The organism is Piscinibacter defluvii (genome assembly GCF_004011805.1).
GTDB classification, from domain to species: Bacteria; Pseudomonadota; Gammaproteobacteria; order Burkholderiales; family Burkholderiaceae_C; genus Piscinibacter; species Piscinibacter defluvii.
The window spans coordinates 25,537-39,740 of the sequence record NZ_ML137196.1 but is presented as its reverse complement, the minus strand read 5'-3'; the positions used below and the strand labels follow the sequence as shown (position 1 = coordinate 39,740).

The window sequence follows — 14,204 nt, the reverse complement described above, 5'->3', positions numbered from 1 at the left end:
GCCTCGAGGAGCGCATGCAGCGCGTGATCCGCCGCGACGTGCAGTCGATGCACGGCTATGCGGTGCAGCCGAGCGCCGGCTTCGTCAAGATCGACACGATGGAGAACCCGTTCCGGTTGCCCGAGGCGCTGCAGATGGAACTGGGCGAGCGTCTCGGCCGCGTGGCCATCAACCGCTACCCGGCCGAGCGCACCGAGGACCTGCGCGCGGCGCTGGCCGTGCACGCCGGCATGCCCGACGACTGCGCGCTGACGCTCGGCAACGGCTCCGACGAGCTGATCTCGATGCTCTCGCTTGCCTGCGACGTGCCGGGTGCCGTGTTCATGGCGCCGCTGCCGGGCTTCGTGATGTACGCGATGTCGGCCCAGCTGCAGGGCATCCGTTTCGTCGGCGTGCCGCTGACGGCCGAGTTCGAGCTCGACGAGGCGGCCATGCTCGCTGCGATCGCCGAGCACCGGCCGGCGCTGATCTACCTCGCCTACCCGAACAACCCGACGGCGAACCTGTGGGACGACGCGGTGATCGACCGCATCATCGAGGCCGCGCCGGGGCTCGTGGTGATGGACGAGGCCTACCAGCCCTTTGCCGCGCGCGACTCGATGGCGCGGCTGCGGCGCTGGCCGCACGTGCTGCTGATGCGCACGATGAGCAAGTTCGGCCTGGCCGGCGTGCGCATCGGCTACCTGATCGGCCGGCGCGAGCTGGTGACCGAGATCGACAAGCTGCGCCCGCCGTTCAACGTCTCGGTGCTCAACGCCGAGGCCGGGCTGTTCGCGCTCGAACATGCCGACGAATACGCCCGGCAGGCGGCGCTGATCCGCGAGCAGCGTGCGCGCCTGATGCGGGCGCTGCAGGACCTGCCCGGGGTGCGACCGTTCCCGAGCGAGGCCAACATGATCCTGGCGCGCTTCCCGGACGCGGCCGCCACCTTCGAGCAGCTCAAGCAGCGCCGCATCCTGGTGAAGAATGTCTCCGGCCTGCACCCGCTGCTGGCCAACTGCCTGCGGCTGACGATCGGCACGCCGGACGAAGTCAGCCTGACGATAGCCGCCTTGAGGGCCAGCCTATGACGACTTCCACCAGGACGGCCGAGGTCACCCGCAACACCAAGGAAACGCAGATCCGCGTCCGCGTCGACCTCGACGGCACGGGCGAGGCGAAGCTCGCCACCGGCATCGGCTTCTTCGACCACATGCTCGACCAGGTGGCGCGCCACGGGCTGATCGACCTCGAGGTCGACGCGAAGGGCGACCTGCACATCGACGGCCACCACACCGTGGAGGACGTCGGCATCACGCTCGGCATGGCGGTGGCCCAGGCGGTGGGTGACAAGAAGGGCCTGGTGCGCTACGGCCACTCGTACGTGCCGCTGGACGAGGCGCTGTCCCGCGTGGTGGTCGATTTCTCCGGCCGCCCGGGGCTGCACATGGACGTGCCGTTCAGGAGCGGCATGGTCGGCGGCTTCGACACCCAGCTCGCCTACGAGTTCTTCCAGGGCTTTGCGAACCACGCGCTGGTGACGCTGCACATCGACAACCTCAAGGGACAGAACGCGCACCACCAGGCCGAGACGGTGTTCAAGGCCTTCGGCCGGGCGCTGCGCATGGCGCTGGCGATCGACCCGCGCGCGGCGGGCGTGATCCCGTCCACCAAGGGCTCCCTCTGACCATGGCCAGGACCGTCGCCGTCGTCGACTACGGCATGGGCAACCTGCGCTCGGTGTCGCAGGCGGTGATGCACGTGGCAGCGGGCAGCGGGCTGGAGGTGATCGTCACCTCGACGCCGGAAGAGGTGTTCGCCGCCGAGCGCATCGTGCTGCCGGGCCAGGGCGCGATGCCGGACTGCATGCGCGAGCTGCGCGATTCCGGCCTGCTCGAGGCGGTGCTCGACGCGGCGGCCAACAAGCCGCTGATGGGCGTGTGCGTGGGCATGCAGATGCTGCTCGAGCGCAGCGAGGAAGGGCCCACCGACGGGCTCGGGCTGATTCCGGGGGAGGTGCTGCGCTTCCGTCTGGAGGGCCGCCGACAGCCCGACGGCAGCCGCTACAAGGTGCCCCAGATGGGCTGGAACCAGGTCGCCCAGGCGCGGGCGCACCCGCTGTGGACCGGTGTGCCCGACGGCGCCTGGTTCTACTTCGTGCACAGCTTCTACGCCCGCCCGGCCGCGGCCGAGCACAGCGTCGGCGAGGCGGACTACGGCGGCCGCTTTACCTGCGCGCTGGGCCGCGATAACATTTTTGCCACCCAGTTCCACCCCGAGAAGAGCGCCGAGCACGGCTTGGCGCTGTACCGCAACTTCCTGCACTGGAAACCTTGACGGTCCTCCCCCCACCCCTTCTCGGGTGCCCCGCCTCCCTCCCACCACGCCTGTTCGGCCATGTTGCTGATCCCCGCGATTGACCTCAAAGACGGTCGATGTGTCCGCCTGAAGCAGGGCGACATGAGCGAGTCCACCACCTTCAGCGAGAACCCGGCCGAGATGGCACGGCGCTGGGTCGATGCCGGCGCGCGGCGCCTGCACCTGGTGGACCTCAATGGCGCCTTCGCCGGCAAGCCGGTCAACGAGGCGGCGATCAAGGCCATCCTGGCCGAGGTGGGCGACGAGATCCCGGTGCAGCTCGGCGGCGGCATCCGCGATCTCGACACCATCGAGCGCTACCTCGACGACGGGCTGAGCTTCATCATCATTGGCACCGCGGCGGTCAAGAACCCGGGTTTCCTGCACGACGCCTGCACGGCCTTCGGCGGCCACATCATCGTCGGCCTGGACGCCAAGGACGGCAAGGTCGCCACCGACGGCTGGAGCAAGCTGACCGGCCACGAGGTGGTGGACCTGGCTCAGAAGTTCCAGGACTACGGCGTCGAGGGCGTGATCTACACCGACATCGGCCGCGACGGCATGCTCACCGGCATCAACATCGAGGCCACGGTCAAGCTGGCCCAGGCGCTGACCATCCCCGTGATCGCCTCGGGCGGGCTGTCGAACATCGCCGACATCGAGCGGCTGTGCGCCGTCGAGTCCGAGGGCATCGAGGGCGTGATCTGCGGCCGTGCCATCTACACCGGCGATCTTGACTTCGCCGCCGCGCAGGCGCGCGCCGACGAACTGAACGGCGCCGACTGATGCTGGCCAAGCGCATCATTCCCTGCCTCGACGTCACCGGTGGCCGGGTCGTCAAGGGCGTCAACTTCGTCGAGCTGCGTGATGCCGGCGACCCGGTCGAGATCGCGGCGCGCTACAACGACCAGGGCGCCGACGAGCTGACCTTCCTCGACATCACCGCCACCAGCGACGAGCGCGACCTGATCCTGCACATCATCGAGGCGGTGGCCGCGCAGGTGTTCATTCCACTCACCGTGGGCGGCGGCGTGCGCACGGTGGCCGACGTGCGGCGACTGCTCAACGCCGGGGCCGACAAGGTGAGCTTCAACTCCGCCGCGGTGGCCAACCCGCAGGTGATTCGCGAGGCTTCGGGCAAGTACGGCGCGCAATGCATCGTCGTCGCCATCGATGCCAAGCGCGGCGAGCATGGCGGCTGGCAGGTCTACACCCATGGCGGCCGGCGCAACACCGGGCTGGACGCGGTGGCCTGGGCGAAGCAGATGGCCGAACACGGCGCCGGCGAGATCCTGCTCACGAGCATGGACCGCGACGGCACCAAGATCGGGTTCGACCTCGAGCTGACCCGCGCGGTCACCGACGCGGTCGACATCCCGGTGATCGCTTCGGGCGGCGTCGGCGCGCTCGAGCATCTCTCCGAGGGCATCCGCATCGGCGGCGCGGACGCGGTGCTGGCGGCCAGCATCTTCCACTACGGCGAGTTCACGGTGGGGCAGGCCAAGGCGCTGCTGGCGCGCGACGGCATTCCGGTGCGGATGTGAGGCACGCGCCGGCGGGCGAGGTCCGCATCATCGGCGGGCAGTGGAAGCGCTCCAAGCTGCCGGTGCCCGACCGCCCCGGACTGCGCCCGACGCCCGACCGGGTGCGCGAGACGCTGTTCAACTGGCTGGGCCAGGACCTGGCCGGCTGGCGCTGCCTGGATGCCTTCGCCGGCAGCGGGGCGCTCGGCTTCGAGGCCGCCTCGCGCGGCGCGGCCGAGGTGGTGCTGCTGGAGCGCGACCGCGAGCTGGCGGCGCGCCTGGAGCAGTCGCGCCAGCGGCTGAAGGCCGAGCCGGTCCGCGTCGAGGCGACCGATGCGCTGGGCTGGATGCGGCGCTGCCCGCCGCAGCGCTTCGAGATCGTCTTCGTCGACCCGCCGTTCGAAGCGCAGCTGTTCGATGCGGCATTGGCCGCCGCGGCGCCGCTGGTCGTGCCCGACGGCTTCGTCTACCTCGAGGCCGACCGGCCGTACGCCCCCGACGCGCTGGCGCCGCTCGGGCTGCGGGTGCATCGCCATCTGCGCGCCGGATCGGTGCATGCCCACCTGCTGCGCCGCGAACCCGAGGGCTACACTGCGCCGGCAGACCAGCCCGACGGGAGCCCGCGTTGACCTCCGTGACCCGCCTGACCGCCGTCTACCCCGGCACCTTCGACCCGATGACGCTCGGCCACGAGGACCTGATGCGCCGTGCCAGCAGGCTGTTCGAGCGCCTGATCGTCGCGGTGGCCGCCGGGCACCACAAGCGCACCATGTTCACGATTGCCGAGCGGCTGGAGATCGCCTCCGAGCTGGCCGCCAAGTACCCGAACGTCGAGGTGATGGCCTTCCGCGGCCTGCTGCGCGACTTCGTCGTCGGCCATGGCGGCAAGGTGGTCGTGCGCGGCCTGCGGGCGGTGAGCGACTTCGAGTACGAGTTCCAGATGGCCGGCATGAACCGGCAGCTGATGCCCGAGGTCGAGACCCTGTTTCTCACGCCCAGCGACCAGTACCAGTTCGTCTCCGGCACCTTCGTGCGCGAGATTGCCAGCCTCGGCGGTGATGTTTCCAAGTTCGTGTCACCCTCGGTGCTCGACCGGCTGAGGGCCCGGGTGAAATCGAGCGAAGGCTGAAACATGAAGCCCCCGAGCTCACTTCGTTCGCGGCCCCCCGAGGGGGCGCCCCAGCGCCTTCGGGCAGCCGTGCGCCGCTGAGGATTCCATGGCCCTGCTGATCACCGACGAATGCATCAACTGCGACGTCTGCGAGCCCGAGTGCCCGAACCAGGCGATCTCGATGGGGCCGGAGATCTACCAGATCGACCCGCAGCGCTGCACCGAGTGCGTGGGCCACTTCCCCGAGCCGCAGTGCGTGCAGGTGTGCCCGGTCAGCTGCATTCCGGTGAACCCCGAGTTCATCGAGTCGAAGGACTCGCTCTGGGCCAAGTACGAGCGCCTGCAGCAGCAGGCGGCGACGCCGGCGCCGGCGCCGAAGTGATCAGCGTGCCGCGGCGGCGGCCTTGGGCGCGACCGCGATGAAGTCCTTCTCGGCCGGCTTGTCCTTGCCCGCGCGCGGCTTGCCGGCGCTCGTCGTGGCGGGCGCGTCCGGCGTGGCCGGGCCGACGGCGACCGCGCCCGCGGCCGACTTCTCGGCGGCCTTCTCCGCCGCCTTGCGCTCGCGCTCGAGTTCGGCGGCGCGCTTGCGCTCGGCATCGGCGAAGCGCTTGGCCTCGGCGCGCTGGGCAGCGGTGCGCGGGTCGCTCGCCTCGATCAGCTGGCCCTCGGGGCAGGGTACCTGCGAGTAGGTGCGGCCGTCCGCGCCGCAGCGGTAGATCGGCGGCGCGGCCAGCGCCGGCGCGGCGGTCAGCAGGGCAAGGCTCAGCAGCAGGGTCGCTCGGGTCATCGCGGCGTCTCCGGAGGGGACACGCCCTCCGGGCGCGGCGGCTTGGGCCGCGGCGGCTTGGCGTGGAGCTTCATCATCGCGCGCTCCATCTCGCCTGCGAGCATCAGGTCCAACGCGGACAGCGATTGCGTGATGCCGTTCTCGATCGCCACGCGGTGCTCCGGGCTGGGCTTGCGCAGCACGTAGTGCACCACCTCGGCCTTGACCCCCGGGTGGCCGATGCCCAGGCGCAGGCGCCAGTAGTCCGCGCTGCCGAGCTGCGCGTGGATGTCGCGCAGCCCGTTGTGGCCGGCATGGCTGCCGCCGAGCTTGAGCTTCACCTGGCCGGGCGGCAGGTCGAGCTCGTCGTGTGCCACGAGGATCTCGCCCGGCGCGATCTTGAAGAAGCGCGCCAGCGCCGCGACCGCCTTGCCCGACAGGTTCATGTAGGTCATCGGCTCGAGCAGCCAGACCGGGCCGTGCGGCGTGGCCGCGCGTGCCGCGTTGCCGAAGTAGCCGCGCTCGGGCTGCAGCGACACCTTCAGGTTGCGCGCCACCTCGTCGACGAACCAGAAGCCGGCGTTGTGGCGCGTGGCCTCGTACTCGGGGCCCGGGTTGCCCAGGCCGACGATGAGCTTGATCATGGGCCGCGATTATCCCGGGCCGGAAACGACGAACCCCGCCGCAGCGGGGTTCGCGAGCAGGAAGCAGCGCGCGGGCTTACTTCTTGTTCTGCTTCTCGTCCTTCTTTTCCTTCTTGGCCGGGGCCGCCGGGGCCGCGACGGCCGGGGCGGGCGCGGCCTCTTCCTCGGCCGCCTGCATCGAGACGGACACGATCACCGGGTCCTTCTTGCCGTGCGTGACCACCTTGATGCCCTCGGCGAGCTTCAGGTCGCTGACGTGCAGCGACTGGCCCTTGGCGAGGTTGCCCAGGTCCACCGTGAGGTACTCGGGCAGCTGCGAGGCCAGGCACTGGATCAGCAGCTCGGTGACCACGTGGTTGACCAGGCACTTGTCGGTCTTGACGGCCGGCGAGTTCTCCTCGTTCACGAAGTGCAGCGGCACCTTCTTCGTGATCTTGGTCGTCGCGTCGACGCGCTGGAAGTCGATGTGCATCACGATCGGCTTGAAGGCGTGCATCTGGTAGTCGCGCAGCAGCACCTTCTCGGTCTTGCCGCCGAGTTCCATGTCGAGCAGCGACGAGTGGAAGGCTTCCTTCTTCAGCGCGAAGAAGAGCGCGTTGTGATCGAGCTCGATCATCTGCGGCTGGCCGGCACCGTAGACGATGCCGGGCACCTTGTGCGCATTGCGCAGGCGGCGGCTCGCTCCGGTCCCCTGCAAAGTGCGCTCGAAAGCGACGAATTTCATGATGACTCCAGGATGGATGAGGGCCCGCGACCAGGCTCCTCGCTTCAGAAGTTCGCGTTTTGCTCCGCGAACAGGGACGTCACCGATTCACCGTCGGAGATCCGGCGGATGGTCTCGGCGAACAGGAAGGCCACCGACAGCTGGCGCACCTTGGTGCACTGCCGGCCGGCCTCGGAAAGGGGGATGGTGTTGGTGATGACCACTTCATCGAGCGCCGAGGACTTGATGCGCTCGATCGCCGGGCCGGAGAACACCGCGTGCGTGCAGTACGCGTACACGCTCTTGGCGCCGCGCGACTTCAGCACCTCGGCCGCCTTCACGAGCGTGCCGGCGGTGTCGATCATGTCGTCCATGATCACGCAGTTGCGGCCCTCGATCTCGCCGATGACGTGCATCACCTCGGAGACGTTGGCGCGCGGGCGGCGCTTGTCGATGATGGCCAGGTCGCAGCCGAGCTGCTTGGCGAGCGCCCGGGCGCGCACCACGCCGCCGACGTCCGGCGAGACGACCACCAGGTCCGAGTAGCGCTTGCCGTGCAGGTCCGACAGCAGCACTGGCGAGGCGTAGATGTTGTCGACCGGGATGTCGAAGAAGCCCTGGATCTGGTCGGCGTGCAGGTCCATCGTCAGCAGCCGCTCGACGCCGACGGCCTCGAGCATGTTGGCGACGACCTTGGCGCTGATCGGCACGCGCGTCGAGCGCGGCCGGCGGTCCTGGCGCGCATAGCCGAAGTAGGGGATGACCGCCGTGACCCTCCTGGCCGACGCACGCTTGAGCGCGTCGACCATGATGCACAGCTCCATCAGGTTCTCGTTGGTCGGCGCGCAGGTCGGCTGCACGACGAAGATGTCGCGCGCCCGCACGTTCTGCTCGATCTCGATGTCGACTTCGCCATCGGAGAAGCGCCCGACCTTGGCCTTGCCCAGTTCGATGCCGAGGTGGCCGGCAATCTCCTGCGCCAGGGCAGGATTGGCGTTGCCGGTGAACAGCACGGTGTTGAACAGCACGTTCGCTCCGAGAAGGCGATCCGGTCGCGAAGCTGCACCGGGTTCAGAAGTGGTGGCAGGGGAGGAAGGACTCGAACCCTCGAATGTCGGAATCAAAATCCGATGCCTTAACCAACTTGGCGACTCCCCTACACGGGTCCGACGCTCGCGCGCGAACCGAAACCCTGTTCAGTCCGTTGCCCATCCGACCAGCGGATGCTGCTCCAGGCTGCGGCACATGCGCCCCACCCACCCCGCCGGAAGATCCGACGGTATCGCCGCGACGGGCCGGGCACCGGTGCCTGCTCTCGCGAACACGGCACTGCCGGAGCCGGTCATGCGCGCATTGCCGAAGCACTGCTGGAGCCGCCTGACGCCCTCCGTCACCTCGCTGCACGCTGCTTCGGCGGGCGGCTGCAGGTCGTTGCGGCCGAAGTCTCCGTCGAGCAGCTGCGCCCGGGTGCGGGCCATGTCTGCAAGAAAGCCCGAAAGTATAACAGCTTCGCTATCGCGGCGAAGCAGCGGGCTCGTGAAGATGCTGCGGGTCTCGATCGCCGCGGGCGGCTTGAGCACCGCGAACCAGGCCGGCGGCAGCTCGATCGGGGTCAGCCGTTCGCCGATGCCCTCGACGAAGGCGTGGCGGCCGCCGACGAAGAAGGGCACGTCGGCCCCCAGGCGCGGCGCCAGGGCGAGCAGGCGCTCGCGCGGCCAGTGCAGGCCCCACAGGCGGTTCAGCGCCAGCAGCGTCGAGGCGGCGTCGGAGCTGCCGCCGCCCATGCCGGCGCCCCAGGGCACCTGCTTGTCCACCGAGATGTCGGCGCCGAGCGCGGTGCCGCTCTCGGCCTGCAGCAGCCGCGCGGCGCGCAGGCACAGGTCGTCCTCCGGCAGGGCCGGGCCGAGGTCGTGGCGTGCCAGGCGGCCATCGTCGCGGCGCTCGAAATGCAGCGTGTCGCACCAGTCGATCAGCACGAACACCGACTGCAGCAGGTGGTAGCCGTCGGCCCGCCGACCGGTGACGTGCAGGAACAGATTCAGCTTGGCCGGCGCGGCCACCTCGTAGAGCGCACGCAGGCTCATCAGGGACGATCCATCTTGACCCGCACCGTCACCGTGGGCGGCTGCTCGCGCACCGCGGCGATCGCCGCGTCGTCGAACCTCGACAGGTCCACCGCCCAGCCGAGCTGGCGGAACCCGGGAGGCGCGGCGGTGCTGGCGGCGCCGGGCCAGGGCCGGCCTTGCAGCCAGTCGAACAGCGCGGCCACCGGCACGCTTTCGCCCAGCACCTCGCGGGTCAGCGCGTCCAGGTCCGGGTAGGGCGTCTCGCCCTGCGAGGTGACCAGCGTGACGCGGCCGGGCTGCCAGCGCGCCTGGGCCAGCATCGTGCCCAGCGGCGTGGAGAGCGAGAAACGGCCGCGTTCCGGGGCGCCCTGCAGCTCGAACGCGGCGCTCATCGAGCGTGCGTCCTGGCCCGGGGCGGCGTCCACCCGCACGGCCAGGCGTCCGCTCAGGCTCTCCCCGGGCGGCGTGGCGACCGGCGGCGGCACGGTGGCGCAGCCGGCCAGGAGCAGCGCGGCCGCGGCCAGGGCCGCACGGGTCACAGGTCCACCCGCAGGCGGGCGAGCGTCTCGCGCAGCACGTCGTTGGCGCTGTCGCGGCTGCGGGCCTCGCGCCAGACGCGGCGGGCCTCGTCCTGCTGGCCCATCACCCACAGCACCTCGCCCAGGTGGGCGGCGATCTCCGGGTCGGGGCGCGCCTGGTAGGCCGTCTTCAGCAGGCGCAGCGCCTCGGCCTTGTTGCCCATCCGGTACTCGACCCAGCCCAGGCTGTCGGTGATGAAGGGCTCGCCCGGGCTCAGCTCGAGCGCCTTCTGGATCAGCGACTTGGCCTCGGGCAGGCGCTGGTTGCGCTCGGCCAGCGAGTAGCCCAGCGCGTTGTAGGCATGGTGGTGGTCCGGCTTGAGCTGGATGACCTTGCGCAGCAGGCGCTCCATCTCGTCCATGCGGTTGAGCTTCTCGGCCATCATCGACTGCTCGTACAGCAGCTCGACGTCGTCGGGGAAGCGCTGGTTCGCCTGCGCGAGCACGGCGCCGGCGTCCTTCCACTGCTTCACGTCGCGCAGCACCTGCGCCTCGGCCAGCAGCTTGGCCCGCACGTCCGACTGCTCGCGCTCGGGCACGCGCCGGATCAGCTCGCGCGCCTCGCGCAGCTTGCCCTGGCGCGCCAGCAGCGAGGCGCGGCGCGTCTGCACCTCGAGCAGCCGCTGCGGGTTGTCGACCTTGGCCAGCCAGGTCTCGGCGGCCTTGAAGTCGCGCCGCTGCTCGGCGGCCTGGGCCAGCAGCAGCCAGGCCTGGGTGCGGCCCTGCTCGGCGCCGGCGGCAGGCGACGGCGTGTCGTCGTCATCGTCGGCGCCGCCGCCATGCGCCGGGGTGGCGAGCGTCGGCGCCGGGGCGGCGTCGAGCCGCTCGAGGTAGGTCTGCAGCGAGGCCGTGGCGTCCGCCGGCTGGCGCAGCTCGAGTTGCAGCGCGCCGAGCGTCAGCCAGGGCGGCGGCAGCTCGGGAGCGCGCCGGGTCACCTCCTGCAGCTGCGTGACGGCGTCGACAAAGCGCTGCACCGAGGTCAGTGCGCGCACGTAGGCCAGGCGCACGCCGTGGCTGTCCGGCTTGGCCCGGAGGTGGCCCAGGATCACGCCCTCGAGCTCGGGCACGCTGCCCAGCGCCACCGCGGCGAGCAGGGCCGGCGATTCGTCGGTCGGCGCGTCGGCGTGGGCACGTTCCAGCAGCGCCCGGGCCTTGGCCACATCGGGCACGCCGAGCCAGGCGCGCGCCATCGCCACGCGCGCGGGCACGCGGTCGGCGCCACCGTCGGCGAAGGGTTGCAGCGTCTTCTCGATCAGCGCGGCCGCCTGTGCCTTGTCGTTCTGGCGCGAGAAGAACGCCGGCAGCGACTGGATCAGCGCGCCACGTTCGCCCGATGGCGTCAGCTCGACCAGCGCGCGCATCGGCTCGACGGCCTCCGCCGGCCGGTTCAGCGCGATCAGCAGCTGGATCAGGTAGCGGTGCGCCTCGGCGGAGGACGGCACGGCCGAGCGCCAGGCCATCACCGCGGCCAGCGCCTGGTCGCCGGCACGGGCCTGCAGCGCGATGTCGGTGGCGCGCCGGAACAGCTGCTCGTCCTTCGTGCGCCGGGCCGCGTCCAGCATCACCTGGTAGGCGGTGCCGGCGTCGCCCTCGCGCAGCTCGATCTCGCCGATCAGCAACTGATAGAACAGCTGGGCGTCGAGCCGCGAGTTGACCACCGGTGCCGTGCCGGCGCGTTCGGTCTGCGCCGAGGTGGCGAGCGTCGCGCACAGCAGCGATGCCGTCAGGGCGCCCAGCAGCCGGGTCAGGCTCGAACGGATCGGGAACACGGGCATCGGCACTCCTGGAAGCAAGATTCATTCTATTGCGCACCCTCGCGGGGCCCCGAACTGCGATCCGTGCCGCTCGCGATAATTCCGCGCATGCCCGAACTTCCGGAAGTCGAGACCACGCGGCGCAGCTTCGCCGAGCGCATCCACGGCGCGCAGGTGCTGGCGGTGCGGCGCGGCAAGCCGTTGCGCTGGCCGCTGGGCGTCGAGCCGCAGTCGCTGGTGGGGCAGCGGGTGGGCGAGGTCACGCGGCGTGGCAAGTACCTCTGGCTGGCGCTGGAGCGCGGCGGGTTGCTCATGCACCTGGGCATGTCGGGCTCCCTGGCCTTCAGCCGGCAGCCGGACGAACCCGGCGCACACGACCATTTCGACCTGGTCACCTCGGCCGGCACGCTGCGCCTGGTCGACCCGCGCCGCTTCGGCGCGGTGGTGTGGTCGCCCGCGCTGGACGAGGCGCCGGCCGCCAAGCTGCTGGCGGGCCTGGGGCTGGAGCCCTTCGATGCGGCCTTCGACGGCGACTACCTGCACCGGGCGCTGCGCGGCCGGCGCGTGGCGATCAAGCAGGCGCTGCTGGCCGGCAACGTGGTGGTGGGGGCCGGCAACATCTACGCGTGCGAGGCGCTGTTCCAGGCCGGCATCGACCCGCGCACGCCGGCCGGGCGGCTGAGCCGGCCGCGTTGCGAGCGCCTGGCGCTGGCGATCCGCGCCGTGCTCGGCCAGGCGCTCGAGCTCGGGGGGGCGACGCTGCGCGACTTCCGCGATGCCCACGGCATGGCCGGCCAGTTCCAGCAGCATGCGCAGGTCTACGGCCGTGCCGGCGAAGCCTGCGCTCGCTGCGGCGCCACGCTGCGCCGGATCGTGCAGGGCCAGCGCTCCACCTTCTTCTGCCCGGGCTGCCAGAAACGCTGAGCACGGGGCTGGCCGCCCGGATTTCGCCGTGTGACCACTGGTCACGAGGCGAGTTCGGGTTTCCCCTGCAAGGGCGAAATTGGCGTGAGACAATCCGCCCGCCTTGGCCGGCCGCTGGCCGGCGCCCGCCGCCGGCCGGCATCACAACAAGAGCCTGAGCTGCATGCCCAGTGACCCCCCGTCCCCGAACACCGACACGCTGATCGAGATCGACCATGTCACGTTCGGCTACGACGCCAGCCGCACGATCCTCAGCGACATCTCGCTGCGCTTCCGGCGCGGACAGGTCACGTCCATCCTCGGCAGCTCGGGCTGCGGCAAGACCACGCTGCTGCGCCTGATCGGCGGCGTGCACGCGGCCAACTCGGGCACGGTGCGCTTCGCCGGCGAGGTGGTCGATGCGCGCGACAAGGACAAGCTGTTCCGCATGCGCCGCCGCATGGGGGTGCTGTTCCAGTTCGGCGCGCTGTTCACCGACCTGTCGGTGTTCGACAACGTGGCCTTCCCGCTGCGCGAGCAGACCGACCTGAGCGAAGCCATGATCCGCGACATCGTGCTGATGAAGCTGAACGCGGTCGGCCTGCGCGGCGCGGCGAGCCTGCGCATCTCCGAGGTGTCCGGCGGCATGGCGCGGCGCATCGCGCTGGCGCGGGCGATCGCGCTGGACCCGGAACTCATCATGTACGACGAGCCCTTCGCGGGCCTGGACCTGATCTCGATGGGCGTGGCGGCCAACCTGATCCGCACGCTCAACGACGTGACCGGCTCGACCTCGCTGGTGATCTCGCACGACGTGCCCGAGTGCATGGCGATCAGCGACTACGTGGTGCTGCTGGCCAACGGCGGGCGCATCGTCGCGCAGGGCACGCCGAAGGAGCTGATGGACTCGGTCGACCCCGAGGTGCGCCAGTTCGTGCGTGGCGAGCCGGACGGCCCGGTCAAGTTCCACTACCCCGCGCCGCCGCTGGCGCAGGACTTCGGCGTCTCCGCGGAGGCGACGTCGTGACCAATCCGCTGACCCTGCTGGGGGCGCGCACGCTGCGGGTGCTGCGTTCGTTCGGCCACGCCGCGTTCTTCTTCGTCGAGCTGCTGCGCGCGGTGCCCGAGGCGATGCGCCGCTTCGGCCTGGTGGTGGCGCAGGTGCACGCGATCGGCAACCTGTCGCTGATCATCATCGTCGCCTCCGGGCTGGCGGTGGGTTTCGTGCTGGCGCTGCAGATGTACTACGCGCTGGTGACCTATGGCGCGACCGAGTCGCTCGGCCTGATCGTCAACCTCGCGCTGGTGCGCGAGCTCGGTCCGGTGGTCACCGGGCTGCTGTTCGCCGGCCGTGCCGGCACCTCGCTGACCGCCGAGATCGGCCTGATGAAGGCCGGCGAGCAGCTCGCCGCGATGGAGATGATGGCCATCGACCCGAAGGCGCGCGTGCTGGCGCCGCGCTTCGTGGCCGGCGTGGTGTCGATGCCCATCCTGGCGATCCTGTTCTCGGCCGTGGGCATCCTCGGGGCCTACGTGGTCGCGGTGCTGCTGATCGGCATCGACGCGGGCAACTTCTGGTCGATCCAGCAGAACAAGGTCGACATCTGGCGCGATGTCGGCAACGGCATCGTCAAGAGCATGGTGTTCGGGGTGATCTGCACCTTCGTCGCGCTCTACCAGGGGCACGAGACCGAGGCGACGCCCGAGGGCGTGGCGTACGCGACGACGCGCACGGTGGTGATCTCGTCGCTGGCCATCCTCGGCATGGACTTCATCCTCACGGCGCTGATGTTCTCCACGCCATAAGCAGCACGCGAAC

General features: G+C 70.5%; 18 protein-coding genes and 1 tRNA gene. 11 read left to right on the top strand and 8 right to left on the bottom strand.

What is annotated here, in order from left to right; all coding sequences use genetic code 11:
* Positions 1 to 14: 14 nt before the first annotated feature.
* The 8 genes from hisC to D9C15_RS00160 all read left to right on the top strand — a co-directional run bounded on the left by hisC (position 15) and on the right by D9C15_RS00160 (position 5,353).
* A complete protein-coding gene (hisC, locus tag D9C15_RS00195) occupies positions 15 to 1,070 on the top strand; it encodes a histidinol-phosphate transaminase (protein WP_127996085.1) in 1,056 nt (351 codons plus the stop codon).
* Positions 1,067 to 1,666 carry an imidazoleglycerol-phosphate dehydratase HisB gene (gene hisB, locus D9C15_RS00190; protein WP_127995414.1) on the top strand — a complete coding sequence of 200 codons (600 nt, stop codon included), beginning with the start codon at positions 1,067 to 1,069 and terminating at the stop codon, positions 1,664 to 1,666. Before hisC ends, hisB begins: the two co-directional genes overlap by 4 nt.
* Positions 1,667 to 1,668: 2 nt before the next feature.
* Positions 1,669 to 2,316, top strand: a complete 648-nt coding sequence (gene hisH / locus D9C15_RS00185) for an imidazole glycerol phosphate synthase subunit HisH (protein ID WP_127995413.1) — start codon at positions 1,669 to 1,671, stop codon at positions 2,314 to 2,316.
* 60 nt (positions 2,317 to 2,376) lie between these two features.
* The gene (gene hisA, locus D9C15_RS00180) at positions 2,377 to 3,123 is read left to right on the top strand and encodes a 1-(5-phosphoribosyl)-5-[(5-phosphoribosylamino)methylideneamino]imidazole-4-carboxamide isomerase (protein WP_127995412.1); all 747 of its coding nucleotides are present in this window, start codon (positions 2,377 to 2,379) and stop codon (positions 3,121 to 3,123) included.
* Positions 3,123 to 3,881 carry an imidazole glycerol phosphate synthase subunit HisF gene (gene hisF / locus D9C15_RS00175; RefSeq protein ID WP_127995411.1) on the top strand — a complete coding sequence of 253 codons (759 nt, stop codon included), beginning with the start codon at positions 3,123 to 3,125 and terminating at the stop codon, positions 3,879 to 3,881. The genes hisA and hisF overlap by 1 nt, the downstream gene beginning before the upstream one ends.
* On the top strand, positions 3,878 to 4,489 hold the full coding sequence (gene rsmD, locus D9C15_RS00170) for a 16S rRNA (guanine(966)-N(2))-methyltransferase RsmD (RefSeq protein WP_127995410.1): 612 nt from the start codon (positions 3,878 to 3,880) through the stop codon (positions 4,487 to 4,489). Before hisF ends, rsmD begins: the two co-directional genes overlap by 4 nt.
* Positions 4,486 to 4,989, top strand: a complete 504-nt coding sequence (gene coaD, locus D9C15_RS00165) for a pantetheine-phosphate adenylyltransferase (RefSeq protein WP_127995409.1) — start codon at positions 4,486 to 4,488, stop codon at positions 4,987 to 4,989. Before rsmD ends, coaD begins: the two co-directional genes overlap by 4 nt.
* An 88-nt stretch (positions 4,990 to 5,077) precedes the next feature.
* A complete protein-coding gene (locus tag D9C15_RS00160) occupies positions 5,078 to 5,353 on the top strand; it encodes a YfhL family 4Fe-4S dicluster ferredoxin (protein WP_127995408.1) in 276 nt (91 codons plus the stop codon).
* On the opposite strand, the gene D9C15_RS00155 is transcribed toward D9C15_RS00160, so the two are convergent.
* The 8 genes from D9C15_RS00155 to D9C15_RS00120 all read right to left on the bottom strand — a co-directional run bounded on the left by D9C15_RS00155 (position 5,354) and on the right by D9C15_RS00120 (position 11,503).
* Complete coding sequence (locus D9C15_RS00155) at positions 5,354 to 5,758, bottom strand: hypothetical protein (protein WP_127995407.1); 405 nt, start codon at positions 5,756 to 5,758, stop codon at positions 5,354 to 5,356. It abuts the gene before it with no gap.
* Positions 5,755 to 6,381: an aminoacyl-tRNA hydrolase gene (gene pth, locus D9C15_RS00150; protein ID WP_127995406.1), complete on the bottom strand. Its 627-nt coding sequence runs from the start codon at positions 6,379 to 6,381 to the stop codon at positions 5,755 to 5,757. Before pth ends, D9C15_RS00155 begins: the two co-directional genes overlap by 4 nt.
* Positions 6,382 to 6,457: 76 nt before the next feature.
* On the bottom strand, positions 6,458 to 7,105 hold the full coding sequence (locus tag D9C15_RS00145; protein ID WP_127995405.1) for a 50S ribosomal protein L25/general stress protein Ctc: 648 nt from the start codon (positions 7,103 to 7,105) through the stop codon (positions 6,458 to 6,460).
* Between the two features lie 44 nt (positions 7,106 to 7,149).
* The gene (locus D9C15_RS00140) at positions 7,150 to 8,112 is read right to left on the bottom strand and encodes a ribose-phosphate pyrophosphokinase (RefSeq protein ID WP_127995404.1); all 963 of its coding nucleotides are present in this window, start codon (positions 8,110 to 8,112) and stop codon (positions 7,150 to 7,152) included.
* A gap of 53 nt (positions 8,113 to 8,165) precedes the next feature.
* Positions 8,166 to 8,242: transfer RNA gene (locus tag D9C15_RS00135), tRNA-Gln, on the bottom strand.
* Between the two features lie 38 nt (positions 8,243 to 8,280).
* A complete protein-coding gene (gene ispE, locus D9C15_RS00130) occupies positions 8,281 to 9,162 on the bottom strand; it encodes a 4-(cytidine 5'-diphospho)-2-C-methyl-D-erythritol kinase (RefSeq protein ID WP_205854711.1) in 882 nt (293 codons plus the stop codon).
* 5 nt (positions 9,163 to 9,167) lie between these two features.
* A complete protein-coding gene (locus D9C15_RS00125; protein ID WP_127995402.1) occupies positions 9,168 to 9,689 on the bottom strand; it encodes an outer membrane lipoprotein LolB in 522 nt (173 codons plus the stop codon).
* Positions 9,686 to 11,503, bottom strand: a complete 1,818-nt coding sequence (locus tag D9C15_RS00120) for a tetratricopeptide repeat protein (protein ID WP_127995401.1) — start codon at positions 11,501 to 11,503, stop codon at positions 9,686 to 9,688. The genes D9C15_RS00125 and D9C15_RS00120 overlap by 4 nt, the downstream gene beginning before the upstream one ends.
* 87 nt (positions 11,504 to 11,590) lie before the next feature.
* On the opposite strand from D9C15_RS00120, the gene mutM reads away from it, so the two are divergent.
* The 3 genes from mutM to mlaE all read left to right on the top strand — a co-directional run bounded on the left by mutM (position 11,591) and on the right by mlaE (position 14,191).
* Positions 11,591 to 12,406 carry a bifunctional DNA-formamidopyrimidine glycosylase/DNA-(apurinic or apyrimidinic site) lyase gene (mutM, locus tag D9C15_RS00115; protein ID WP_127995400.1) on the top strand — a complete coding sequence of 272 codons (816 nt, stop codon included), beginning with the start codon at positions 11,591 to 11,593 and terminating at the stop codon, positions 12,404 to 12,406.
* Between the two features lie 163 nt (positions 12,407 to 12,569).
* Positions 12,570 to 13,412, top strand: a complete 843-nt coding sequence (locus D9C15_RS00110; RefSeq protein WP_127995399.1) for an ABC transporter ATP-binding protein — start codon at positions 12,570 to 12,572, stop codon at positions 13,410 to 13,412.
* A complete protein-coding gene (mlaE, locus tag D9C15_RS00105) occupies positions 13,409 to 14,191 on the top strand; it encodes a lipid asymmetry maintenance ABC transporter permease subunit MlaE (RefSeq protein ID WP_127995398.1) in 783 nt (260 codons plus the stop codon). Before D9C15_RS00110 ends, mlaE begins: the two co-directional genes overlap by 4 nt.
* Positions 14,192 to 14,204 lie beyond the last annotated feature (13 nt).